This is a genomic window from Sphingopyxis sp. (assembly GCF_035250425.1).
GTDB lineage: Bacteria > Pseudomonadota > Alphaproteobacteria > Sphingomonadales > Sphingomonadaceae > Sphingopyxis.
The window spans coordinates 1-24,155 of sequence record NZ_DATFFD010000163.1 but is presented as its reverse complement, the minus strand read 5'-3'; the positions used below and the strand labels follow the sequence as shown (position 1 = coordinate 24,155).

Annotated in this window: 24 protein-coding genes; 14 read left to right on the top strand and 10 right to left on the bottom strand. The window is 63.9% G+C overall.

The window, feature by feature from the left end; all coding sequences use genetic code 11:
• Positions 1-5: 5 nt before the first annotated feature.
• The 6 genes from VJ811_RS09670 (at position 6) to hutC (ending at position 4,081) form a co-directional block, all read left to right on the top strand.
• Positions 6-335, top strand: a complete 330-nt coding sequence (locus VJ811_RS09670; RefSeq protein ID WP_324072064.1) for a metalloregulator ArsR/SmtB family transcription factor — start codon at positions 6-8, stop codon at positions 333-335.
• 98 nt (positions 336-433) lie between these two features.
• Positions 434-955, top strand: a complete 522-nt coding sequence (locus VJ811_RS09665) for an arsenate reductase ArsC (protein WP_324072063.1) — start codon at positions 434-436, stop codon at positions 953-955.
• A complete protein-coding gene (gene arsC, locus VJ811_RS09660) occupies positions 952-1,383 on the top strand; it encodes an arsenate reductase (glutaredoxin) (RefSeq protein WP_324072062.1) in 432 nt (143 codons plus the stop codon). The genes VJ811_RS09665 and arsC overlap by 4 nt, the downstream gene beginning before the upstream one ends.
• Before the next feature lie 11 nt (positions 1,384-1,394).
• Entirely contained in the window at positions 1,395-2,459 is a 1,065-nt protein-coding gene (gene arsB / locus VJ811_RS09655) for an ACR3 family arsenite efflux transporter (protein WP_324072061.1), read from the top strand.
• A gap of 2 nt (positions 2,460-2,461) precedes the next feature.
• Positions 2,462-3,217 (top strand): arsenical resistance protein ArsH, encoded by a 756-nt coding sequence (gene arsH / locus VJ811_RS09650; protein ID WP_324072060.1) that lies wholly within the window; start codon positions 2,462-2,464, stop codon positions 3,215-3,217.
• Positions 3,218-3,244: 27 nt separating this feature from the next.
• The gene (gene hutC / locus VJ811_RS09645) at positions 3,245-4,081 is read left to right on the top strand and encodes a histidine utilization repressor (protein ID WP_324072059.1); all 837 of its coding nucleotides are present in this window, start codon (positions 3,245-3,247) and stop codon (positions 4,079-4,081) included.
• A gap of 10 nt (positions 4,082-4,091) precedes the next feature.
• Here hutC and VJ811_RS09640 read toward each other — a convergent pair whose 3' ends face one another.
• The 10 genes from VJ811_RS09640 to VJ811_RS09595 all read right to left on the bottom strand — a co-directional run bounded on the left by VJ811_RS09640 (position 4,092) and on the right by VJ811_RS09595 (position 14,141).
• The gene (locus VJ811_RS09640; protein WP_324072058.1) at positions 4,092-4,826 is read right to left on the bottom strand and encodes a hypothetical protein; all 735 of its coding nucleotides are present in this window, start codon (positions 4,824-4,826) and stop codon (positions 4,092-4,094) included.
• Positions 4,823-5,527 (bottom strand): PepSY domain-containing protein, encoded by a 705-nt coding sequence (locus VJ811_RS09635; protein WP_324072057.1) that lies wholly within the window; start codon positions 5,525-5,527, stop codon positions 4,823-4,825. The genes VJ811_RS09640 and VJ811_RS09635 overlap by 4 nt, the downstream gene beginning before the upstream one ends.
• 10 nt (positions 5,528-5,537) lie before the next feature.
• Positions 5,538-8,240 (bottom strand): TonB-dependent receptor domain-containing protein, encoded by a 2,703-nt coding sequence (locus VJ811_RS09630; protein ID WP_324072056.1) that lies wholly within the window; start codon positions 8,238-8,240, stop codon positions 5,538-5,540.
• 450 nt (positions 8,241-8,690) lie between these two features.
• Complete coding sequence (locus VJ811_RS09625) at positions 8,691-9,215, bottom strand: DUF411 domain-containing protein (RefSeq protein ID WP_324072055.1); 525 nt, start codon at positions 9,213-9,215, stop codon at positions 8,691-8,693.
• Position 9,216: 1 nt separating this feature from the next.
• Positions 9,217-9,660: a DUF305 domain-containing protein gene (locus VJ811_RS09620; protein WP_324072054.1), complete on the bottom strand. Its 444-nt coding sequence runs from the start codon at positions 9,658-9,660 to the stop codon at positions 9,217-9,219.
• A 38-nt stretch (positions 9,661-9,698) separates the two neighbouring features.
• Positions 9,699-10,895 (bottom strand): copper resistance protein B, encoded by a 1,197-nt coding sequence (locus VJ811_RS09615; RefSeq protein ID WP_324072053.1) that lies wholly within the window; start codon positions 10,893-10,895, stop codon positions 9,699-9,701.
• Complete coding sequence (locus tag VJ811_RS09610; protein WP_324072052.1) at positions 10,892-12,742, bottom strand: copper resistance system multicopper oxidase; 1,851 nt, start codon at positions 12,740-12,742, stop codon at positions 10,892-10,894. Before VJ811_RS09610 ends, VJ811_RS09615 begins: the two co-directional genes overlap by 4 nt.
• A 117-nt stretch (positions 12,743-12,859) precedes the next feature.
• Positions 12,860-13,438 (bottom strand): RNA polymerase sigma factor, encoded by a 579-nt coding sequence (locus VJ811_RS09605; RefSeq protein ID WP_324072051.1) that lies wholly within the window; start codon positions 13,436-13,438, stop codon positions 12,860-12,862.
• Positions 13,435-13,872, bottom strand: coding sequence for a periplasmic heavy metal sensor (locus VJ811_RS09600; protein WP_324072050.1), 438 nt, complete (start codon positions 13,870-13,872; stop codon positions 13,435-13,437). Before VJ811_RS09600 ends, VJ811_RS09605 begins: the two co-directional genes overlap by 4 nt.
• Before the next feature lie 2 nt (positions 13,873-13,874).
• A complete protein-coding gene (locus VJ811_RS09595; RefSeq protein ID WP_324072049.1) occupies positions 13,875-14,141 on the bottom strand; it encodes a hypothetical protein in 267 nt (88 codons plus the stop codon).
• A 143-nt stretch (positions 14,142-14,284) separates the two neighbouring features.
• Between VJ811_RS09595 and copC the strand changes: the two genes are divergently transcribed.
• The 8 genes from copC to VJ811_RS09555 form a co-directional block, all read left to right on the top strand.
• Positions 14,285-14,668: a copper homeostasis periplasmic binding protein CopC gene (gene copC, locus VJ811_RS09590; protein WP_324072048.1), complete on the top strand. Its 384-nt coding sequence runs from the start codon at positions 14,285-14,287 to the stop codon at positions 14,666-14,668.
• Positions 14,669-14,672: 4 nt separating this feature from the next.
• Positions 14,673-15,638 carry a copper homeostasis membrane protein CopD gene (gene copD / locus VJ811_RS09585; RefSeq protein ID WP_324072047.1) on the top strand — a complete coding sequence of 322 codons (966 nt, stop codon included), beginning with the start codon at positions 14,673-14,675 and terminating at the stop codon, positions 15,636-15,638.
• A 186-nt stretch (positions 15,639-15,824) separates the two neighbouring features.
• A complete protein-coding gene (locus tag VJ811_RS09580; RefSeq protein ID WP_324072046.1) occupies positions 15,825-18,146 on the top strand; it encodes a heavy metal translocating P-type ATPase in 2,322 nt (773 codons plus the stop codon).
• Positions 18,147-18,313: 167 nt separating this feature from the next.
• Entirely contained in the window at positions 18,314-18,679 is a 366-nt protein-coding gene (locus tag VJ811_RS09575; protein ID WP_324072045.1) for a hypothetical protein, read from the top strand.
• A gap of 5 nt (positions 18,680-18,684) precedes the next feature.
• On the top strand, positions 18,685-19,011 hold the full coding sequence (locus VJ811_RS09570; protein WP_324072044.1) for a hypothetical protein: 327 nt from the start codon (positions 18,685-18,687) through the stop codon (positions 19,009-19,011).
• Between the two features lie 67 nt (positions 19,012-19,078).
• Positions 19,079-20,308 (top strand): TolC family protein, encoded by a 1,230-nt coding sequence (locus tag VJ811_RS09565; protein ID WP_324072043.1) that lies wholly within the window; start codon positions 19,079-19,081, stop codon positions 20,306-20,308.
• A complete protein-coding gene (locus tag VJ811_RS09560; RefSeq protein WP_324072042.1) occupies positions 20,305-21,543 on the top strand; it encodes an efflux RND transporter periplasmic adaptor subunit in 1,239 nt (412 codons plus the stop codon). Before VJ811_RS09565 ends, VJ811_RS09560 begins: the two co-directional genes overlap by 4 nt.
• A partial coding sequence (locus VJ811_RS09555; protein WP_324072041.1) for a CusA/CzcA family heavy metal efflux RND transporter occupies positions 21,540-24,155 on the top strand: 2,616 nt, incomplete at its 3' end. The genes VJ811_RS09560 and VJ811_RS09555, both read left to right, overlap by 4 nt.

The window sequence follows — 24,155 nt, the reverse complement described above, 5'->3', positions numbered from 1 at the left end:
GATATATGAATACCGACATGGCCCTTGGCGCGCTCGCTGCGCTGGCACATCCGACCCGCCTCGAAGCCTTCCGCTTGCTGATTCAGCAGGAGCCTGAAGGGCTTTCGACCGGCCAGCTCGTCGAGGCATCGGGCCTCTCGCAAAGCACCTTCTCAACCCATCTGGCCGTCCTCGCGAAAGCGGGGCTCGTGACATCCGAGAAGCGCGGCCGGCAGATCAACCAGCGCGCCGACATCGATACGCTACGCGGCTTGATGCTCTTCCTCGCGAAGGATTGCTGCCAGGGACGAGCCGAGCTTTGCGAGCCACTGCTCGCCGAGCTGGCTTGCTGCTGAGCGCGCGATCTCCAGACACGGCACGCCTTTGATTGCCCGAACGAATTCCAGCGTGCGCCTTTCTTCGCGCACGCCGCAACCGCGACGAGGAGACGGTGATGACCGACAAGACCTATAATGTGTTATTCCTGTGCACCGGCAACAGTGCGCGCTCAATCCTAGCCGAAGCACTGCTTAACCGGCTCGGAGAAGGACGCTTTCGCGCTTTCAGCGCCGGCAGCTTCCCCAAGGGCGACGTCCATCCGCAGGCGCTCTCCCTGCTCAACGAACTCGGCTTCGAGACGCAGGATTTGCGTTCGAAGAGCTGGGACGAATTCTCGCAGCCCGGCGCCCCCCGCTTCGACTTCATCTTCACCGTCTGTGACAATGCGGCCGGCGAGACATGCCCGGCATGGCCCGGCAAGCCGATGACCGCGCACTGGGGCATCGAAGATCCTGCCGCAGTCGCAGGCCCTGGCCAGCGCGAAGCGTTCGAACATGCGCTCCATTATCTCTCGAACCGCATCTCGCTGTTCCTCGCGTTGCCGCACGACAGCATCGACGAGATGGCGATGGAACGGAAACTCAAGGAAATCGGCCGCACCGAAGGCTCGACGAGCGAAGCGGAGTCGGCCGAATGACGACCGACATCATCATCTACCACAACCCCGAATGCGGCACGTCGCGCAACACGCTCGCGATGATCCGCAACGCCGGCATCGAGCCGCATGTCGTCGAATATCTGAAAACGCCGCCTTCGCGTGCGCTGCTCGAACAGCTGATCGAACGCGCCGGTATTGCCCCGCGCGACCTCCTCCGCGAAAAGGGCACACCCTACGCTGATCTCGGTCTCGGCGATCCCAGCCTCGACGACGGCGCCCTCATCGACGCGATGATGGCGCATCCGATCCTGATCAACCGGCCGCTCGTCGTCTCGCCGCTCGGCGTGAAGCTCTGCCGTCCCTCGGAAGTGGTGCTCGACCTCATCCCGGCGCGGCAGCGCGGCGCCTTCGCCAAGGAAGACGGCGAACAGGTCGTCGACGACGCCGGCAACCGCCTCGGCGCCTGAGGAGAGATTCGATGACGCAACCGAAGCGCGAACGCCTGTCGTTCCTCGACCGCTTTCTGACCTTATGGATCTTCCTCGCGATGGCGCTGGGCGTGCTGCTCGGCTCGACCTTCGCCGGGCTCCCCGCCGCGATCGACAGCCTCTCCTGGGGCTCGACGAACATCCCGATCGCGATCGGCCTGATCCTGATGATGTATCCGCCGCTCGCGCGCGTCCGCTATGAAGAGCTGCCGCGGGTGTTCGAGGACAAGCGCGTTCTCGCGATCTCGCTGATCCAGAACTGGATCATCGGACCCGTGCTGATGTTCGCGCTCGCGGTGATCTTCCTGTCCGACAAGCCCGAATATATGACGGGCCTGATCCTTATTGGCCTCGCCCGCTGCATCGCAATGGTGATCGTCTGGAACCAGCTTGCGAAGGGCGACAATCAATATGTCGCGGCGCTCGTCGCCTTCAACTCGATCTTTCAGATTCTCTTCTTCAGCGTCTATGCCTGGTTTTTCCTGACCGTGCTGCCGCCGCTCTTCGGGCTCGAAAGCAGCGTGATCGACGTCAGCTTCTGGACCGTCGCCGAGGCGGTTCTGATCTATCTCGGCATCCCGTTCCTCGCCGGCTTCCTGACCCGCAAGATACTGGCGGGCGCCAAGGGCAACGAATGGTACGAGACGCGCTTCCTGCCCAAGATCGCGCCGATCACGCTCGTCGCGCTGCTCTTCACGATCGTCGCGATGTTCAGCCTCAAGGGGAGCGAGATCGTCACCATTCCGGGCGACATCGTCCGTATCGCGATCCCGCTGACCATTTATTTCGTGGTCCAGTTCGTCATCAGCTTCTGGATGGGGAAGCTCATCGAAGCCGATTATCCGCGCACGACGGCGGTCGCCTTCACCGCGGCAGGCAACAATTTCGAGCTGGCGATCGCCGTCGCCATCGCCGCCTTCGGCCTTGCATCCCCCGTTGCTTTCGCAGCGGTCATCGGCCCGCTTGTCGAAGTGCCGGTGCTCATTCTGCTGGTCAGCGTCGCCTTCTGGTTCGGACGCCGCTGGTTTCCGGCCTCTACCCCCGCGAAAGATTGACCATGCCTGCCACAAGCTTCTCCCGCCTGCGCACGCTCCCCGACCCCGATCATCTTCCGGCGCTGCGTCCCGAATATATCCGGTCGCAGCCCGGCCTCGGACTTGGCCCGCTCGATCCGGCGCCGCGCATCCTGCTGCTTTACGGGTCCTTGCGCGAACGCTCCTATTCACGGCTCGTCGTCGAAGAGACCGCGCGTCTGCTCCAGCTGTTCGGCTGCGAGACGCGCATCTTCGATCCGTCGGACCTCCCGCTCCCCGACCTGATCGCCGATGACGATCATCCGGCGGTCGAGGAACTGCGCCAGCATTCGCTTTGGTCCGAAGGTCACGTCTGGTGCAGCCCCGAGCGCCACGGGCAGATCACCGGCATCATGAAGGCGCAGGTCGATCATCTGCCGCTCGCCTATAAGGGCCTCCGTCCGACGCAGGGACGCACGCTCGCCGTGATGCAGGTGTCGGCGGGATCGCAGTCGTTCAACAGCGTGAACACGTTGCGCATTCTCGGCCGCTGGATGCGGATGATCACGATCCCCAATCAGTCGAGCGTCGCCAAAGCCTATGCCGAGTTCGACGAGGCAGGCCGCATGCTGCCTTCGAGCTACTATGACCGGATTGTCGATGTTGCCGAGGAGCTGGTGCGCTTCACCGTGCTGACGCGCGGTCATGCTGAGCAGCTCGTCGACCGCTATTCGGAGCGGAAGGACCGCAACGAGCCTGTCATCACGCCGGCCGAGATGGCGGGTTTACCGGGAACATGATATTTTTTCCTTCGCCCGTTCAGCCGCTTGGAATTTCCCCGCACCAACCTGTATAGACGGGTTATGGATTTCAGCCCTCGCACTGCCGGAAGCGGTTCAAACAATTCAAAAGGTTCAGCCGGTTCCCGGCGAAGTGAGACCAAGGACAAGGACGGCCGCGCAGCGCCACGCTATGCGGCAATCAAGCAAAGCATTTGCGACGCCGTGCGGGACGGCCACTTGAAGCCCGGCGACCGTGTTCCTTCGGAAGCGGAACTGGTCCAGCAGTTCGACGTATCGCGCATGACCGCGAACCGAGCCCTCCGCGAGTTGCAGGCTGCGGGCATATTGGTTCGCCGCGCCGGTAGCGGGTCGTTTATTGCGGAGCCGAAACCGATCGGCCAGATTATCGAAATTCGGAATATTGCGGAAGAAATACGCGAGCGCGGTCATGTTTATCGTGCCCGTGTGGTGCAGAATGACGAGATCCGGGCCAATGCCGAAATGGCGGCGCTTTTGGAAGTTCCGGTCGGGACAAAATTGTTCCACTCGATCATCGTCCATCACGAAGCGGAATTCCCGATCCAGCTCGAGGAGCGTTTCGTGCTTGCGTCGGCTGCCCCCGATTATGGAAAGATGGACTTCACGCAGACGACGCCGAACGAATATCTGACACAAACCGCGCCGCTCGAACGGGTCGAGCACCGGGTCCGCGCGGAGATGCCCGACGCGCGAACGCACGGCATGCTTGGGCTGTCGGACGCCGAACCGGTGCTGCGGATGACGCGCCGGACATGGAGCCACTCACGCCTCGTCAGCCACGCCTGGCTGACGCATCCCGGCTCGCGCTTCGAACTCTCGGCCGCCTTTTCGATCGACGATTGACGACCAATGGTCAGGTTGTGCTGCGGGTCACCACAGGCTTGCGGCGCCGGCGCAACCAGCGGAAATCGGCGCGGCTAAAGCTTTTAAAGAGCAGATAGAAGCCGGTCCCGGATAGCCACAGCGCGCCGAAGGCCACAAAGATGATCAACGGGTGATTGAAGCTCTTCCGGTTCACATAATCCATATTGTGGAGCATCCAGAAAAAGTCCCATGTCCGCCAGGTATCGCCGCGCATCACGAGGAAGCGTGCGGTGTCGAGCGAGACATAGGCACTGCTGTTCTCGGCGTCGGCAAAGTCGATGCGCCACATCGCCCCTTCATGATCGCGTGCCTCGAGATTGGGCTTTGCGAGTATGCTGACCTTTTGGATTGGTGCTTCATTCATCATCGACGCGACTTCGCGCGCCATGCCCTCATCGACACGCATGTCTTTGCCGGTGGTGGCATCGACAAGGCGGATGCCCTTCGTCGAACGAAGCTCATAGACCGGCCGGGCGCCGAGATCGCGCAAGACCACGCCGGTGACAGGCTCGCCGCGCGGCAAGGCGGCAACGTCGAAATATTCGCCGGCCGGCAAGGGATGCGCATGCGACATCCCGCCGCCGTGTCCGCCGACCTTGTCCTTGTCGAGCAGCGCCATCACCGAGCCGCTCAAGGCCCAGAGCAGGAACTGGAGCCCGAGAATAAGCCCCACCCATTTGTGGATGCGGCGGAAAAAGAGCGGCGTCAGCCGAATGCGTTTCATGCCGTCTTCCTCTTGCGGCGCTTGAAGGACCAGATCAGCAGCCACGCGCCCGTCAGCGCCATGGCGAAGGCGCTCCAGGTTGCGACACGGAGCAGCGGGTTGTTGACGTCGGTCCGCTGGTCATAATCCATGATGTGGAGCATCCAGGCGAAGTCGAAGACGCGCCAGAGCGCATGACGGCGTGAGATGAGTTCGCCCGTCTGGGGTGACAGATAGAGCGTCGGGCGATTCCACCCTGCGAACTCGACCTGCCAATAGGGTGGTTTGCGCGCCTGCATTTCCTGGGGGGCCTTGGTCAGCAGCCGCACCGAAACGATCTTGCCGTCCCCGGTATAGATGCGCCGCGCCTGCGCCCGGACCTGGGACTCGGTCAGAGCAGGCAGCGGCGCACCCGAACGGGCATCGAACAGACGCGCGCCCTCCGGCGTTTCAGCGCGCCAGACCGGTCGACCCGAAAAGCGCTGGAGGCGGATTTCGGACGCCCCCGGCGCCGCCGCGACGACCTTCGATGGCGCTGCGAGGCCATCGAGGTCGAAGGGCTGGGCCGCTGGGGGGCGCACCAGATTGTCGCCGTGAATGGTGTCGATGTGGACGACCACCATATAGAAGCCGGTCAACGTCCAGAGCAAAGCCTGGACCCCGACCACCAAGGCCAGCCATTTATGTGTCCGCCGAACAAGCAGCGGCCAACGGATTGCCATGTCGTTTACCTCAGAAAGCCGTCCGGAAGCCGACGTAGAAGCGCCGCCCGAGCAGATCGTAGGTCATGGTGTCGGTATTCGCATCGGTAAAGCTCTGGATGTAGGGCGCCTTGCGATCGAACAGATTGTCGACGCCGACCTGGAAGCGCGTCTTCTCGTCGATTTCGAAAGCGACCTGGAGATTGTGATAGAAGACATTGGGGGTGCTGTAGCCGATGTCACCCGGTGCCGCGTTGAAGTCGGTCGCCTTGCCGATCCACTGGGTCGACCAGGTCGCGCTGACGCCGTCCTTTTCGGCGGTCAGCACACCATAGCCGCGCCACTTCGGATAACCGCCGTTGCCGCCGCCGATGAAGCCGTCGAAATCGATCGGTGCGCCACCCGGGAAGGGCAGCACGACATATTTGTTGAGATAAGTCAGGTTGACGTCGAACGAGACATTCACGCTGCCGATGTTGTTGTTATAGACGAGTCCGAGGTCAAGCCCGTTCATCTCCTCGCGGCCGGTGTTGATCGGCTGGGCGGACAGGAAGGTGACCTCGCCGGTCAGCGGGCTGCGCGTAAAATCTTCGCAGAAAGGATGCGAAAGATTCTGGCTCGCGTAGCAGATGCCGAGTTTGGTCGATCCAGGAATGGCGCGGATGGCGTCCTTGATCTTGATATCGAACCAGTCGGCGGTGAGCGACAGGCCCGGGATGAGCCCCTTCGGCGAGATCACGGTGCCGACGGTCCAGGTCGTCGAGCTTTCGGGCTTCAGATTCTCGTTGCCGCCCACTGTCGTCAGGATCGTCGTACCCAATTGGACATAGTTCGCTGGCACGCCCGACGCCTGACAATTGGCGATCAGCGTCGCATTGCCACTCGTCGCATAGCGCGAACAGGGATCGGTCGTGGTCAGATTGCCTTCGGACACGCCGCCGAACAGCTCGGGGACGTTGGGAATTCGGAAGCCGGTGCCATAGGTGCCGCGCAGGCGGAAGCTGTCGTTGATGACCCAGTCGAGGCTCGCCTTATAGTTCCAGTCGCTGCCGAACAGGTCATAGTCCGAATAGCGCACCGCACCGCCCGCCGTCAGCGCCTGAAAGAAGGGCGCGTCGGCAAGGATCGGCACCGACAGTTCGAGATAGGCCTCCTTCGCCGTGCTCGTTCCGGAGATTGGATCCTGCTGATTGGTGTTGGCAATGCCGAGCACCGTCAGCGGATCGGGATCGCGCCAGCCCTTTTCCTTGCGATAGACGACACCCGCCGCGAAGGAGACGGGTCCCGCAGGCAGCTTGAACAGGTCGCCGTTGAGATCCGCGGTGACCGTCGCGAGCTCGTTGCCGCCGCGGTCACGCGAGGTGAAGAGGATATAATCGAGAACCTCGGGCGTCAGATCGCCGAAGCCGAGATAATCGGCGCAGGGGATCGAGGCGCCCGCAGCGAGGCTGCACTTGCTTGTGTCGAGTGTGTTGGCAACGCGCTCGAGATTGGCGATGTTGGTCGACCCATCGACCGCAGTATTGCGACCGAAGCTGCCCGCGACTTCCCAGCCCCAGTTGTTCGACAGCTTGCCGCGCAGGCCAAAGGTGCCCTGCCAGGTGTCGGTCTCCTGAAAGAATTGGCGCGCACCCGGTTCGGCGAGGCGCCGCTGGATGAGGACGATATTCTGGCCGGTCGGATTGGTGGGGTTGCTCGCCGCGATCGACAGGTTGCGCAGCGTGCCGGGCGTCGCGATCTGGTTCGACTTGCGGAACGTGTAGAGAAATTCGCCGAACGCCTCGATATTGTCGGTCAGGTCATAGTCGGCGAAGAAGGCCGTGCTGACGCGCTCGACGGGGCTGACGGCATTGAGGAACGGGGCCGAATTGAAATTATGCTTCGCCGCGCTGTAGGGCTCGAAGAAATTTCCGTTGCCGCCGAGCACCTGGTTGAAGTTGATCTGCTGGCCGTTTGGCAGCACCGCGCGTCCGCCGATCGTCGATGCGCTGTTGACGCAGCCAAGCGTGCCGGGGGTGGTTTCCGCAAGCGAGCAAGGTGCGCGGGTCGCCATGTTGACGGCGCTGGTCTTCTGGTAGGTTACCGCGGCCATGAAACCGCCGCGGTCGTTGCGCATGCCCCAGATCAGGTCGGCGGTGAAATCCGAGCCATCGCCCTTTTCGGTGATCCCCTGCCGCGCGCTGATTCCGAGACCCTCATAGTCGGTCCGGGTGACGAGGTTGACGACGCCCGCCATCGCATCGGCGCCATAGATCGCCGAGGCGCCGTCCTTGAGGACGTCGGTGCGCGCGAGCGCGACGACCGGGATCATGTTGAGGTCGGGCGACGAGTTCGCACCCGTGCCGCCCGCAACGAGGCGGCGGCCGTTGAGCAGCACGAGGGTGCGCTTGATGCCGAGGCCGCGCAGGTTGACCTGCGCGGTGCCGTAACCATTGCCGGTCCAATAGGCCGAGGTCTGGTTGCCCGCAAAGCCGGCGTTGGCCGGCAGGCGCTGGAGCACCGTCTCGATATTCACGACCCCGGTGTTCTCGATCTGCTCGGCCGAAACGACCGTCGCCGGCCCAACGCCCGCGAGATCCTGGCGGCGGATGCGCGAGCCGGTTACGACGATGTCGCTCCCCGCATCGCTGGCCTCCGCAGCGGGCCTGGTGCCCACCGCTTCCTGCGCGAAGACCGGCGTTGCGATAGTTGCGACCGCCGCCGCGCTCGCGAGCAATGATTTTTTGATCGACATGCGAAACCCCCTGTTGGTTACGTTCTGAACCGTAGAGAGCATCAAATGTATATACAGGTCAATAGCAATTATTGCCTAACTTCAATAAGTTAGCTTCATTTCGCCGGGTCGCATCGGATATGCTTTATACGCACGCCGAAGACCTACCCCTCATGTCCAAGACATTTTTTTTCCTATGGAGCGAGCCCGCACCTGCGGCGCGTAGTCATGTCTCAAATTCTGGTAATTAAATTACACCGGCTCTCGCGTGTCGAGCTTTCCGCGCCGCGGCTATTGCGAACGATATGTGCAGGACGCGCGAATCGCCGGAGGGCGTACTTCGCATGCTGATGGGCATTTTGGTTCACGCTCGCCCGAGGCGCTGCGCGCAAGCCCGCGCGTCCGCAGCAGCGGCGCGTGAGACGAGATGCCGCCGGTCGGAGCAGCGTCCGCGCCAGTCGTGGCGCGACGTCAGGCGCGAAATTCAGAAATCTTGCCGTCGCCGCTGAACGCCATCACGTCGAACGCGTCCGTACTGCCATCGGGCATTTCCATGCCCGGAGACCCACGCGGCATTCCGGGCACGGCAATCCCGCGAATGTCGCGTGGTTTGTCGTGGAGAAGTCTCGCGATATGGCGCATCGGCACATGACCTTCGATCGCATAACCGCCAATCAGGGCGGTGTGGCATGACGCGAGCTGGTCGGGCACGCCAAGCCGCGCCTTGACCGCAGCCATGTCCGCGCGATTTTCGACAGTCACCTGATAACCGGCCTTGCGCGCGATATCCGCCCACGCTTCGCAGCAACCGCATTCGGGATCGCGATAGACGAGCATCTGCCTGCTATTCGGCGCATTGGCGTCCGGTGTGCGCGCGTTGCCATTTTTCTCTTCGGCCGCCGAGGGCCGCGAGGAAGAATTGCAGCCGGCAAGCATCATCGCCGATCCGGCCGCAACCAGACCGAGAAGATGGCGCCGGGTCATCGGACTTTTCATGTCATTTCCTCGCGAGAATGGACTTCATCTGGTCGATTTCGGCCGCTTGCCCCGCTATGATGCCGCGGCAGAGCTGGCGTATTTCGGCATCCTTGAGAGAGGCCTGTTCGCACATGAGAATGGCGCCCGAATGATGCGGAATCATCGAACGCAAGAAGGCGGTGTCGCCGATCGTCGTCTGCGTCCGGATGAGCGCAAAGCTCCCGAAGAAGGCGACCGCCGATCCGAGCAGCAGAAGCGTGTTGAGACGCTTCGACGGAAACATGCCCGGCATTGCGACGATCATCAGCACGACCATCGGTGCGACCATCATCAGCGTCATGTAGAACATGTTGAGATTGTTGTAGAAGCTCGAGAGGCGGTCGATCATGACGAACATCACCAGATACATGATGATGCCGCTGACGATCGTCTGCAGCGCGAGGCTGCGATAGGCTGGTTTCATGGCATTTCTCCTCGACGTCCTGCCACCCCGCGAAACTTCTAGAACCAGGCCCGCACCCCCATCACGAAGCTGACTCCGCTCGGATCCTCGCCCGCCGCGCGCGCGAAGCGCGCGGTGTCGCCGACCTTGCGCGCCCATTCGACGCCCACATAAGGCGCGAACTCCTTCACGACCTCGTAGCGCAGGCGAAGTCCGAGCTCGACGTCGGAGAGGCCCGAGCCGACGCCGGTCTCGGGCACATCCTGCAGAGCGAAATTCATCTCCGCCATCGGTTGGAGGATCAATTTCTGGGTAATGCGCTGATCGTAATAGCCTTCCAGACGGGCGAGCAGGTCGCCCTTGTTCGAAAGGAACAGCGCGCCTTCGACTTCGAACCAATAGGGGGCGAGCCCCTCGAAACCGATCGTCGCATAGGTGCGGTCAGGGCCGGGTCCAAGGTCCTGCCGGATCCCCGCCTGAGCATTGAAATAGGGCCCGATCGCCCGGCTGTAGAGCGCCTGCACCTCGGCACTTTCGATACCGTCGCCGAACGCGCCTTCGCCCTCGCTCTTGAGCGTCAGCCGGTTGATGTCGCCGCCATACCAGGCCTCGCCGTCCCAGCGGAAACCGTCGCGCCCCTTGCGCGCCTGATATTCGGCGAGATTGAAGCTGATGAAGGCGATGGTCTGTGCGCCATTTTCCTTCATCATCTCGTGACGCGAATGCTCCATCTCACCCTTCGGATAAATGCGATCGGCATACCAGTCAGCGGGCGGTGCGGGCGCGACCGCGTCGCCCGGCGGCAAGTCCGTACCGCTGCTCGCCGCTTCCATGTCTTCCATCCCCGCCATGGGGTCCGCAACCTTCGGGGTGCAATGGCCCATTTTGGCATGTTCGGGCGGGCAATCGGGATCCGGCGCCGGCGATGCGCCGTCCATCGCTCCCATGTCCGATGCGTCCTTGCCCGAAGCCTCCGACGCGGGCGTGCAATGGCCCATTGCCGCATGTTCGGGCGGGCAGGTCGAAGCCTCGGGCTCCATATCCATGCCCGGCATAGCGCCATGATCCATCTGCTCGATCGACCCGTCTGCGGCCGTATCGGTTGCGGCCGGCGCTTTTGGCGCCGGCACTGGCGAAGGAGCGGGTGTCGGTGCGGGCGCCGCGCCGTGCATCGAATGATCCATCGATTGGGCCGCTGCCGGGACAGCAAAGGCCAGCGGCGCGATGCCCGCAAGGAGAAGCGCGATCCGGGTCATTCGGCGTCCCCTTTCGGACGGACGCTGACGACGCGCATCATTCCGGCGTGCATATGGTAGAGGAGGTGACAGTGGAACGCCCAGTCGCCGAGCGCATCGGCGGTGAAGTCGAAGCTCGCGGTTCCGCCGGGCTGGACGAGCACAGTGTGCTTGCGCGGCGAGCGATCGCCCTTCCCGGTGACCAGCTCGAAGAAATGGCCGTGCAGGTGGATCGGATGGCTCATCATCGAATCGTTGATGAGGTTGATCCGAACCCGTTCGCCCTCGATAAACGGGATGGGCTCATGATAGTCGGACATCTTCACGCCATCGAACGACCACATGAAGCGTTCCATGTTGCCTGTGAGGTGGATGTCTAGCGAGCGCGAGGCGGCGCGCACATCGGGGTTACGCTCGAGCGCGACGAGATCGTGATAGGTCAGCACCTTGTGTCCGATATCCTCAAGCCCTTGCCCCGGTTCGCCCATGCGATCGACCGGCATCGGCGAGATCGTCTGGACACTGGGATCGCGCTTGACCTGCGGCGCGACACTGAAGTCGCGCATGCTGTGCTGCATGCCGCCACCCGAGCCATGATCCATGCCTGCCATTGCGCCGCCATCGCCCGTCGGCGTGCAATGACCCATCTTGGCATGTTCGGGCGCACAGGATGGGTCGCTCGCCGGCATGGGCATTGCGCCCATATCGCTGCCGCCCGAATGATCCATTCCCGCCATCGAGCCGCCCGACATGTCCATGTCGCCCATGCCCATGTCCTTCATCGTCGCGAGCGGTCGTTCGCGCAGCGGCGGAACCTCGCCGACCATGCCGACGCGCGGCGCGAGCGTCGCGCGGCCCATCCCCGACCGGTCGTTGGCCTCGGCGACGAGCGTGTAGGCGCGGTCCCCGACCGGGGTCACGATCACATCATAGGTTTCGGCGACGGCGATCTGGAATTCGTCGATCTCGGTCGGCACGACATTGAGTCCGTCGGCCTGCACCACCGTCATCCTGAGGCCGGGAATGCGGACATTGAAGATCGTCATCGCCGAGGCGTTGACGATCCGCAGCCGCACGCGCTCGCCCGGGTTGAACAGCGCGGTCCAATTGTCGCGCGGGCCGTGGCCATTGACGAGGAACGTGTAGGTAGAGCCGTTGACGTCGGCGACATCGGTCGGGTCCATCCGCATCTTGCCCCAGTCGATGCGCTCCGCAAGCGACTGATCTTTGCCGGCCAGGAGGCCGGACAAGGTCTGGCGTTGCATATTGAAATGGCCGGGATTGACCTTGAGCTTGCGGAAGATCGCTTCGGGCGAGATCTGACTATGGTCGGACAGGACCACGACATGCTCGCGATCATAACCGATCGGATCGGTGCCGGCGGGGTCGATGACAATCGGCCCATAATGACCGAGTTGTTCCTGAAGCCCCGAATGGCTGTGATACCAATAGGTGCCCGACTGAACGACGGGAAATTCATAGGTGAAGGTCGAGCGCGGCTTGATGCCGGGAAAGCTGACGCCGGGTACGCCGTCCATCTGGAACGGCAGGATCAGGCCATGCCAGTGGATGGAGCTATCCTCGTCGAGGTCGTTGACGACGGTGAGCTTCGCCGTCTGTCCTTCCTTGAGACGCACCAGCGGCGCCGGCACCGTGCCGTTGATGCCGATCGCGCGACTGAGCTTACCGTCGATGCGCATCGTCTGGCGTGCGATACGCAATGTGATGTCGTTGCCCGAAACGGTTGGAACGGGCGCGGTGATACCGGTCGATCCCGACTGGGCCCAAGCGGGGAACCATGCGGCAATCGCAGCGGCCGCTCCACCGCCCAATGCCCCATTTACAAATCGACGCCTGTCTATCTGCATTTTTCTTCCCGACCGTTACTGACTGTTCCTAAAGCCATACGCATGCGGGGCGGTCGCCCCTCACCCAAAATGCCCGAATAGACCGAACCCTTTCGAGACAGGATGCAGGACGTCACTTTAAGCCGGGCTGCTCGAATCAGCCAGCAGGTCCCTCAACCGCATCCGGGCGCGATAGAGACGGGTTTCGACAGTTTTCTCGCTCACATTGAGCATCGCCGCCGCTTCGGCCTGGCTCACATCATCCATGCCGCGCAAGAGCAGGACCTCCCGCAGATTTTGCGGCAGCTGCGCAATCGCGCCGCGAACTCTGGCGAGTTCCAACCGGTCGCTCGCCTCCATGTCGGGCGAGGGAATATCGCTGGCGACATGATGCGCGCTCTCGAGAGGCAAGGCACGCGAAAAGAAGGCGCGCACCTTGCGCCGGCGCGCCCAATCGCGGCATTTGTTGATCGCGATACGGGCAATCCAGACACGAAAGGGACGGTCGGCATCATAGCGGCTCAGCGCAGAAAATCCCGCGAGGAAGGTTTCCTGTGTCAGATCGAGCGCCTCGTCGGGGTCGCCGACATGTTTGACGATCAGTCGATAGACCGGCGCCTTGTACCGGCTGAGCAACTCGCGATAGGCATCGTCGCGCCCGGCGCGCGCATAGGCTGCCAGATCCTGGTCGCTAGTTTGCGAAAGGCCAGGGTTCACCGCGCATCGGCGGTCAGCGCCTTGACCACGCTTTCGTCGAACATTTCCGCCTGGTCGCGATCGAGGACCGCACGCATGGCGAAAAGATGGACGAGCGTTTCCTTTTGCAGCGTCCCCATGACTTCATGCGTATGGTCGATGGCTTCGGTCACTCGGGGTCCATAGCCATGCTCAGCTTTGATCGCCTCCGCGAGCCGAACATTTGAAGCCCGCATCTCGAGTTCGAGCGTGCGGCGGCGGCGGGTGAAGTCCGCCTCGATCCGTTCGATTTTCGCGTCCTGCACCGGGGTCAGATCGAGCTGATCGTGGAGGAGCGCATGAAGCTCGGTTTCACTTGCCTTGGGCGCATCGCTCACCAGCCGGCCGACGAATACGCCGGCAATGGCCGCGGCGAAGGCAATAAGGCCTACGAGAAGCAGTCGGCGCGAAGACATTGCTATTGCGACTCCAGCAAGGTCGAGGGCGCCAGCGCGCTTGCCGGCCCGAACGGGCTTAGCGGACTTGCCGCGACGGCGGGTTCCGAAATGGCGCTGCCGACAACGATCCCGCCGCCGAGCGACACGAAGGCAGCGAGCGCCATGAGGCGCCGCGTCGCCATCGCTTCGCGCCGGCGAACCGCCAAGGCGCCCATGACGCGATCGTCAAGCGCGTCCAGCCCGGCAGGCAGGCCGATCCGATTCAAAATGTGCAGCTCTTCGTTCATCGATACAACTCACCAAAACCTCTTACATTGTTCATACGCGCGAACGACAACTACCCCTCACGCAGCGATATTCATCTGGCTCGCATGAGGGTTAGGCCGGCCCCTTGCGTATTAGCAGGACAGACACGCAATTGGAGGTCTTTATGTTCAAGTCCATTCTCCCCTCTACCGCGGCAGCTGTCGCGCTGCTTCTCGTCCCGGTCGCGGCTGGCGCGCACACCAAGCTTGTCGGCTCGACGCCCGCTGCCAATTCGACGGTTTCGAAGGTGACCAAGATCGACCTGAAATTCAACGAAAAGGTCATCGCCTCGACGGTCAAGACCGAACTTGTCATGACGGGAATGCCGGGCATGGCCAATCACGCACCGATGAAGATTCCTTACTCGTCGATGATGGGTAAGGACGGCAAGTCAATGATGCTGATGGTCAAACGCCCGCTGACCCCCGGAACCTATAAGGTGAAATGGTCGGCGGCGGGTGCCGACACGCACCGCATGGGCAGCGAGTTCAGCTTCACCGTAAAGTAGGGCGGTGGGCGACATCGTCCTGATCGGCATCAGGTTCGCACTCTATGCGGACCTGATGCTCATCGCTGGCCTCGCGGCGTTCCCGATGTACGCGCTGACGCAAAGCGAGCGCCATGCGCCGGAGCCGATGGCCGCGATCTGGCGTGCGGAGCGATGGCTCTGCGCCGCCGGACTGCTTCTCTCTCTCCTCGGGATGGGCGTGCTGGCGGCCTCAATGCAGGGCGTCGGGCTCATATCCCTGGAACTCCAGCCATTCTGGGACCTCGTGCGCGAAACCGATGTCGGGATGGCCTGGATAACCCGAAGTGCCGCACTTCTGCTCGCGCTGGCGGCGTCGATCTGGATGACGCGCCGACCGGCGACCGCAGCTGCCACGCTGGTCGCTGCGGGATTCGTGGCCGTTGCTACTCTGGTCTGGTCGGGCCACGCGGGAGCGACCGAAGGCACCGCGGGCACCGTTCACAGGGTCAGCGACATAGCCCATATGATCGCGGCGGCGGTCTGGATCGGCGCGATCGGCGCCTTTCATCTGCTGATCTCGCCGCGACGTATCCGCGAGATACCTGACGGGCTGCGCATCGCGGCGCGGAGCCTCGATCGATTTTCGCTCATTGGCACGATCTGCGTCCTCGTCATCGCCGGAACCGGCCTGATCAACAGCCAGATGATCGTTGGCGCCGAGAATCTCGGCCGGTCTCTCGGCTCCCCCTATGGACAATTGCTCGTCGCCAAGCTCGTGCTGTTCGGACTGATGCTGGCGCTCGCCGCTGCGAACCGCTGGCGGCTTGCTCCCGCGCTCGCGGCGGCAGTCTCGGGAACCGAGAACGAAAGCATCGATGCCGACCCCGACCGGGCGCTTGCAGCCATGCGCAAAAGCCTGATTCTCGAAGCGCTGGCCGCGTTCGCCATCCTCGCGCTCGTGGCCTGGTTCGGCACGCTCGAACCCTTCGCCGGCACCGAACCGATTTGACCGGCAAGCCCCCGGGCCTGACCGCAGGGGCAAAGAAAATCCGAGGGATAACCGCGTTTCTCGCGTATCGATAGGAGCGGTTCCATTCTGGAACCGTCAGGAAGGACGCCATCGGCGAACTCGACCGGGGGCGTTCGGACGGCCCTGCCATCAGGCGGGCAACCGATATGGACGGGAGCGGCAACGATGCACGATCATCTGGACGCGGGCAAAGGCAGCGGGAGCACGACCGATCCGGTTTGCGGCATGACGGTCGACCCGGCGACCACGCCGCACATCGCTACGCGTGGCGCCGAACAATATCATTTTTGCAGCGCAGGCTGTCTCGCCAAATTCGAAGCCGATCCAGATCGCTATACCACGAAAGGTGCGCCGGTCGCTGTCGATCCGCCCGAAGTTGGCATCTGGACCTGCCCGATGCATCCCGAAATCCAGCGCGATAGTCCCGGAAGCTGCCCGATCTGTGGCATGGCACTCGAGCCTGTCATGCCGACCGCATCGGAAGGCCCCAGCGATGAATATCGCGACATGCGGCGACGCTTCTGGTTCGGGCTAATTCTAGCTCTTCCCGTCGTCGCGCTCGAAATGGGCGGCCATCTCACCGGCCTCCACCAATTTGTCGGTCGCCAGACAAGCAACTGGATCCAGATGTTGCTCGCGACGCCCGTTGTGCTGTGGGCGGGTTGGCCCTTTTTCGAGCGCGCCTTGCTCTCGATCCGCAACAAGAGCCTCAACATGTTCACGCTCATCGCGATGGGGACGGGCGTCGCATGGGGTTACAGCATGATCGCGGCGATCTCGCCGAACATATTCCCCGCCGCCTTCCGCGCTGCCGACGGCTCGGTGGCGGTCTATTTCGAGGCAGCGGCGGTTATCACGGTGCTCGTCTTGCTCGGACAAGTGCTCGAACTGAGAGCCCGCGAGACGACAAGCGGCGCGATCCGCGCGCTTCTCGATCTGACGCCGAAGCTCGCACGGCGCGTCGCCAGCGACGGAAGCGATGAGGAAATCGCGCTCGACGATGTGGCGGTCGGCGACGTCCTGCGAATCCGTCCCGGCGAGAAAGTCCCGGTCGACGGAACCGTCCTCGAAGGGCGCGGCACGGTCGACGAGTCGATGGTCACCGGCGAATCGATGCCGGTCACCAAGGCGGCCGGCGCCGCACTCATCGGGGGGACGATCAATCAGACCGGTGGCCTGGTCATGCGCAGCGAAAAGATCGGGCGCGACACGATGCTCGCCCGCATCGTTCAGATGGTGGCAGATGCGCAGCGTAGCCGCGCGCCGATCCAGCGTCTCGCAGATACCGTGTCGGGCTGGTTCGTGCCGGGCGTGATCGTCGTCGCGGTCATCGCCTTCCTGGTCTGGTCGTTTCTCGGCCCGGCGCCCGCCATGGCCTATGGCCTGATCGCCGCCGTTTCGGTGCTGATTATCGCCTGCCCTTGCGCGCTCGGGCTCGCGACGCCGATGTCGATCATGGTCGGCGTGGGCCGCGGCGCCGAAGTCGGCGTCCTGATCAAGAATGCCGAGGCGCTTGAGCGGATGGAAAAGATCGACACCCTCGTTGTCGACAAGACCGGAACGCTTACCGAGGGCAAGCCATCGGTCGTCGCTATCGAAGTCGCCGATGGCTTCGAAGAGCAGGATCTGCTCCGGATTGCCGCGAGCCTCGAGCGCAGCAGCGAGCATCCGCTGGCGGCAGCCATCGTCAAGGCAGCCGAAGACAGAGGCCTCGCGCTCGTCGAACCCTCGGGCGTCGACCAGCCGGTCGGCAAGGGCATCGTGGGGATCGTCGATGACAAGGCGATCGTTCTGGGCAACGCAAATTTTCTCGAAGAATATGACGTCGATTTGGGTGCGCTTGCCGAGGCGGCGGACCGGCTGCGCGCCGATGGTGCGACGGCGATCTATATTGCGGTCAACGGAAAAGCGGCCGGCGTCATCGCCATCGCTGATCCCGTCAAGGAGACGACAGGCGAGGCACTTGCGGCCCTACGCGGGGCCGGAATCAAGGTCATCATGCTGACCGGCGACAACCGCGTCACCGCCGAGGCGATCGCCCGGCGCCTCGGCATCGACGATGTCGAGGCCGATGTCCTTCCCGACCAGAAGAGTGCGGTCGTCCAGCGGCTGCGCGAGCAAGGCCGGATCGTCGCCATGGCGGGCGACGGCGTCAATGACGCCCCGGCGCTGGCGGCCGCCGACGTCGGCATCGCGATGGGCTCGGGAACCGATGTCGCGATTGAAAGCGCGGGCGTGACGTTGCTGCGCGGCGACCTTCTAGGCATTGTCCGGGCGCGGCAGCTCAGCCATGCGACAATGGCCAATATCCGCCAGAATCTCTTCTTCGCCTTCGCCTATAATGTCGCGGGCATTCCGGTGGCGGCGGGGGTGCTTTATCCAGTCTTCGGGCTGCTCCTGTCGCCGATCATCGCCGCCGCGGCGATGGCGCTCTCGTCGGTCAGCGTGATAGCCAATTCGCTGCGGCTGCGGTTCGTAAGAATCTGAACGAGACATCGCGACGGGCGCGGATCGCAGTCGCCCGGCGGAACAAGAGAATGAAGACAAGAGGCACGGACGCCGCGTAACTGGACGTCGTTTCCCCGCGAATAGGGAACAGCTATCCCGCCCCGATTCAAATTGACGAAAGTTGCTGCAAGGATCATGCATTTACCGTGAAACGCTGGCTGACCTTGATGCTTCTCGCAGGCGCGCTCCTTGGCCTCTTCGGTCAGGAGACGGCGTTCGCGATGGCGCGCCCGATCATCGAAGGGCAGCAGCCCGTTGCGGCACCGGCCATGAGTGCCGAGTGCGCCGAGATGATGGGCGTCGATACCTCGAAGCCCGATCAACCGTGCAAGGGGATGACGCTCGACTGCATCGCCAAGATGGGCTGCGCCATTCCGCTGGCGGTCGTCACGCCCGCTGCGCCGCTTGCGGTTGCCGATTACCAGCGCGAACTGGCCGATCCGCTTGCCGTACAGCGGCTGGTCGGACGCAGCTTCGGCCCCGAGCCCGAACCGCCGCTACTCCTCGCTTGAACTGCATGTTGCGCGCCGGCCTCTTCCGACGCGCAGTTCCAGGCTTTTCAATCGAGGAATTCACCATGAAAATGATTCTTGCTGCCGCAATTCTTGCGGCCACCGCTTTTGCCGCGCCGTCCTTCGCTCAGGAGAAGAAGGATGGTCATTATGAATGGCAGGAGCGCTACGTTCCCGGACCGAACAAGTCCAACATCGCCTCACGCACACGCGTCTGGGTGAGGGACGCGGCCTCGCAGATGGCGCATTGCGACTGCGCGATGATGAAGTCCGATGCGGCCGACTGCATGAAGTCGATGTTCGGCAAGGCGACGATGCCCTCCGAAGGCTGACGGCTCCCGTCGCCGGCGATCCGCGCTGGGGACGGTTCCGCCACCATGTCCGCAAGAGAGGCCCATCATGCGCATCATATTTGCAACCGCCCTGGCAGCGCTGCTGCCCGCCGCCCTGCACGCCGAGCCCCTGACGTTCGGCGATGCGCTGCGGCTGGCCGAACGTCAGGCACCCGAACTGAAGGCGCGCGAGGCGGGCGTCGGCGCGGCCGAATCGGCTGCGATTGCGGCCGACCGCCTGCCCGACCCGAAACTCGATCTTGCGATCAAGGATTTTCCGGCCACGGGCCCCGACGCGGGCCGGTTCAATCGCGACGATTTCACGATGCAGGTCATCGGTATCAGCCAGGAATTCACCAATCCCGCCAAGCGGCGCGCGCGGGCGCAGCGCGCCGGCGCAGACATCAAGGTTGCCGAGGCCGAGCAGGCGGTCACCGCGCAGGATGTGCGCCTCGCCACCGCGCTCGCGTGGATCGATCTTTTCTATGCAAAGAAAAGGCTCAAGGAACTCGAGCTGCTCGACGACGGTCTCGACGATCTCCAGTCGACGGTCACTGCGCGCCTCGCCAGCGGCGCCGCGCGCCCGGCGCAGGCGCTCGAACCCGAACAGCTGAGGGCCGAAGTGGCCGACCGGCGGAGCGCGCTTTCCGCCGAGATCGCGCGCTTCCAAGCGCAACTCATTCGCTTCACCGGCGATCCGGCTGCCGACACGGCGGGCGCGCCGCCGCCGCTCGCGGTCGATGGCGATGCGCTGCGCGATGGCCTTTCCGCACTGCCGCGGCTGCGCGCCTATGACGCCCGGACGATCGCTGCCGACGCCGAGACCGGCCTCGCACGCGCCGCGAAGCGGCCCGACTGGACGGTCAATGCCGCCTATGGCCGGCGCGAGCCCAATTATGGCGACCTCGTCACGGTCGGGATCACGATCGACCTGCCGTTCTTCACCGCCAAGCGCCAGGATCCAAAGATCGCCGCGCGCGCGAGCGAAGCGACCCGGGCGCGCCTCGATCGCGAAGCCGCAGAGCGCGAAATCGCGGCGGCGCTCTCGGCCGACCTTGCCATGCACCGCATGCACGACGAGCAGCTTGCCAATGCGCGGACGAGGCTGGTTCCGCTCGCCAAGAAACGCGCCCAGCTCGATCTCGAGAGCTTCGGGGCGGGCCGGCTCGATCTCGGGACCGCGCTCCTGTCAACGCTGACGCTCGCCGAAGCCGAGGTCGATGCGCTGGGGCGCGAGGCCGAAGTCGCGCGCGACACGATTCGCATCAATTTCACCTATGGGGAGGCACGGCCATGACCGATGCGAAGACGACGGCGGCCCGGTGGCGCGCCGCACTGATGGCCGCGGTGCTGGTTGCCGGCGGCGGCGGCTATTGGCTCGGGCAGCGGGACAAAAATGAGACAGTGGCCGGGTCGGCGACCGGCGATCCCGGCAAAATACTCTATTATTATGACCCGATGTTCCCGAACCAGAAGTTCGACCAGCCCGGCAAGTCACCCTTCATGGATATGCAGCTGGTTCCCAAATATGCTGACGGGAGCGGTGCGAATGCGGCCTCACCCGGCATATCGGTCGATGCCTCGGCCCGGCAAAGCCTCGGTATCCGGGTGGTGGCCGCCGAAATGGGTAGCCTCGCCGCAACGCTCGACGTCACCGGGACAGTCGATTTCAATCAGCGCGACGTCGCGATCGTCCAGGCAAGATCGGGCGGTTTCGTCGAGCGCGTCTATCGGCTCGCGCCCGGCGATGTGGTTCGCGCGGGTGCCCCGATCGCCGACCTGCAATCGCCCGAATGGGGCGGCGCCCAGACCGAATATCTCAGCGTCAAACGCCTTGGCCGCCCCGATCTCACCGCCGCGGCACGGCAACGCCTGCGCCTGATGGGCATGCCTGAGGCGGTCATCGCTCAGGTGGATCGCAGCGGCCGGACGAGCGGGACTATGACTGTTCGCGCGCCGATCGGCGGCGTCATCCAGACTCTGGGCGCCCGCGCCGGCGTAACGCTCGCCGCCGGCCAGACGCTCGCCGAAATCTCCGGCCTCGGAACGGTATGGCTCAATGCCGCGCTCCCCGAAGCGCAGGCCGGCGCTGTGCAGGTCGGCCAGCGCGCGAGCGCGAAGCTCACTGCCTTTCCGGGCGAGACCTTCGCCGGCCGCGTCGTCGCGATCCTGCCGACCGCGGCGGCGGACAGCCGAACGCTGACCGTGCGGGTCGAACTTGCGAACAGTGGCGGGCGGCTCCGCCCCGGCATGTTCGCGAGCGTTGCACTGGGCGGCGATACCAAGCCCGCGCTGCTTGTGCCGAGCGAAGCGGTCATCCGCACCGGGACGCGAACGATTGTGATGCTCGAGATGGGCGATGGCCGCTATCACCCTGCCCAGGTCGAGACCGGGCGCGAAGGCGGCGGCAAGACCGAAATCCTGCGCGGCCTCGCCGCGGGCGAGAAGGTCGTGGCGTCGGGCCAGTTCCTGCTCGATTCCGAAGCAAGCCTGACCGGCATCGCGGTCCGGCCGCTGGACAATGCGAAATGATCGAACGGATCATTCGCGCATCGGTCGCCGCGCGCCGCCTTGTCGTCGCGGCGGCGCTGATCCTGGCCTTGATCGGGGTTGCCGCCGTCCGGACGACGCCGGTCGACGCCCTCCCCGACCTCTCGGACGTGCAGGTCATCATCCGCACGACCTATCCCGGCCAGGCGCCGCGTATCGTCGAGGATCAGGTCACCTATCCGATCACCACGACGATGCTGTCGGTTCCGGGCTCGCGCGTCGTGCGGGGCTACAGTTTCGTCGGCGACAGTTTCGTCTATGTGCTGTTCGAGGACGGCACCGACCTTTATTGGGCGCGCAGCCGGGTGCTCGAATATCTGAGCCAGGTGCAAAGTCGCCTCCCCGAAGGCGCCCGGGCGTCGCTCGGCCCCGACGCTACTGGAGTCGGCTGGATTTATGAATATGCGCTCGTCGACAAGAGCGGACGCCATGATCTCGCCGAGCTGCGCAGCCTCCAGGACTGGTTTCTGCGCTTCGAGCTCAAGGCGGTGCGCGGCGTCGCCGAGGTCGCGAGCATCGGCGGCATGGTGCGGCAATATCAGGTCCTCGTCGATCCGGCGAAGCTCGCCGCCTATGGCGTGACGGCGCAGGAGGTGACCGAGGCACTCCAGCGCGCCAACCAGGAAAGCGGCGGCGGGACGGTCGAAATGGCCGAGGCCGAATATATCGTGCGCGCCAGCGGCTATCTCAAAAGCCTCGACGATTTCCGCGCGGTGCCGGTTCGCACGGCGGCGGGTGGTATTCCCGTGACGGTCGGCGATGTCGCCACGGTCCAGATCGGCCCCGACATGCGGCGCGGCATCGCCGAGCTCAACGGCGAAGGCGAAGTCGCGGGCGGGGTGATCGTGATGCGCCAGGGCCAGAATGCGCGCGAGGTGATCGAGGGCGTGCGTGCCAAGCTCGCTGAGCTCAAGGCAGGCCTGCCACCGGGGGTCGAGATCGTCACCACCTACGACCGGTCGGGGCTGATAGACCGCGCAGTCGACAATCTGACTTCGAAACTCGTTGAGGAATTCATCATCGTCGCGCTCGTTTGCGCGCTGTTCCTGTGGCACGCGCGCTCGGCGCTCGTCGCGATCCTCACCCTGCCGCTCGGCATCCTGATCGCCTTCATTGTGATGCGGTTCCAGGGCCTCAACGCCAATATCCTGTCGCTCGGCGGCATCGCGATCGCGGTCGGCGCGATGGTCGACGCCGCGGTGGTGATGATCGAGAACGCCCACAAGCATCTCGAGCATTGGGAAAGGGATCACCCCGGTGAAGAACTCGCGGGCAAGGAAAGGTGGCGTGTCATCACCGACGCCGCTGCCGAGGTGGGTCCGGCGCTGTTCCTCAGTCTCCTGATCATCACCTTCTCGTTCCTTCCCATCTTCTCGCTCGAAGGACAGGAAGGGAAACTCTTCGGGCCGCTCGCTTTCACCAAGACCTATGCGATGGCGGCAGCGGCGATCCTGTCGATCACCCTCGTCCCGGTGTTGATGGGCTGGCTCATTCGCGGACGGATTCCGAACGAACAGGCCAATCCGGTCAATCGCTGGCTGACCCACGCCTATCGTCCCGCGCTCGACCGGGCTCTCCGGCATCCCCGGCGCACGCTAGCCATCGCCGGCCTCATCTTTGCGACCAGCCTGTGGCCGCTGACCCAGCTCGGCGGCGAGTTCATGCCCCAGCTCGACGAGGGCGACCTGCTTTACATGCCCTCGGCGCTTCCCGGCATTTCATCCGCCAAGGCGTCGAGCCTGCTTCAGCAGACCGACCGGCTCATCAAGACGGTGCCCGAGGTCGAGAGTGTGTTCGGCAAGGCAGGCCGCGCCGATACCGCGACCGATCCCGCGCCGCTCGAAATGTTCGAGACGACGATCCGCTTCAAGCCGCGCGATCAATGGCGTGCCGGGATGACCCCCGAAAAGCTGGTCGCCGAGCTCGATGCGCGGGTGAAGGTCCCGGGCCTCGCCAATTTCTGGATTCCACCGATCCGCAACCGCATCGACATGCTGGCGACGGGGATCAAGAGTCCGGTTGGCATCAAGGTCGCTGGATCGGATGTGGCCGAGATCGACCGCAGTGCGAAGCGGATCGAGGATGTCGTCCGCAAGGTTCCTGGGGTCGCCTCGGCGCTCGCCGAGCGGCTGACCGGCGGGCGCTATATCGACGTCGACATCGACCGCGCCGCGGCGGCGCGCTACGGGCTCAACGTCGCCGATGTGCAATCCATCGTTGGCGGCGTCATCGGCGGCGAGACGATCGGGCAGACGGTCGAGGGGCTGGCGCGCTATCCGATCAGCGTGCGTTATCCACGCGAACTCCGCGACAGCCTCGGCAAGCTCGAAACTCTCCCGATCCTCACGCCATCGCGCCAACAGATCACGCTCGGCACCGTGGCAAGGGTCCGGATCAGCGATGGCCCGCCGATGCTGCGCAGCGAGAATGGCCGACCGGTGACCTGGATCTATGTCGATGGCCGCGACCGCGACCTGCAGACGCTCGTAAGCGATATCCAGCTAGCGGTCGCACGCGACGTCAAATTGCCGCCGGGCATCAGCGTCTCTTACACGGGCCAGTTCGAATTTCTTGTCCGCGCGGCCGAACGAATG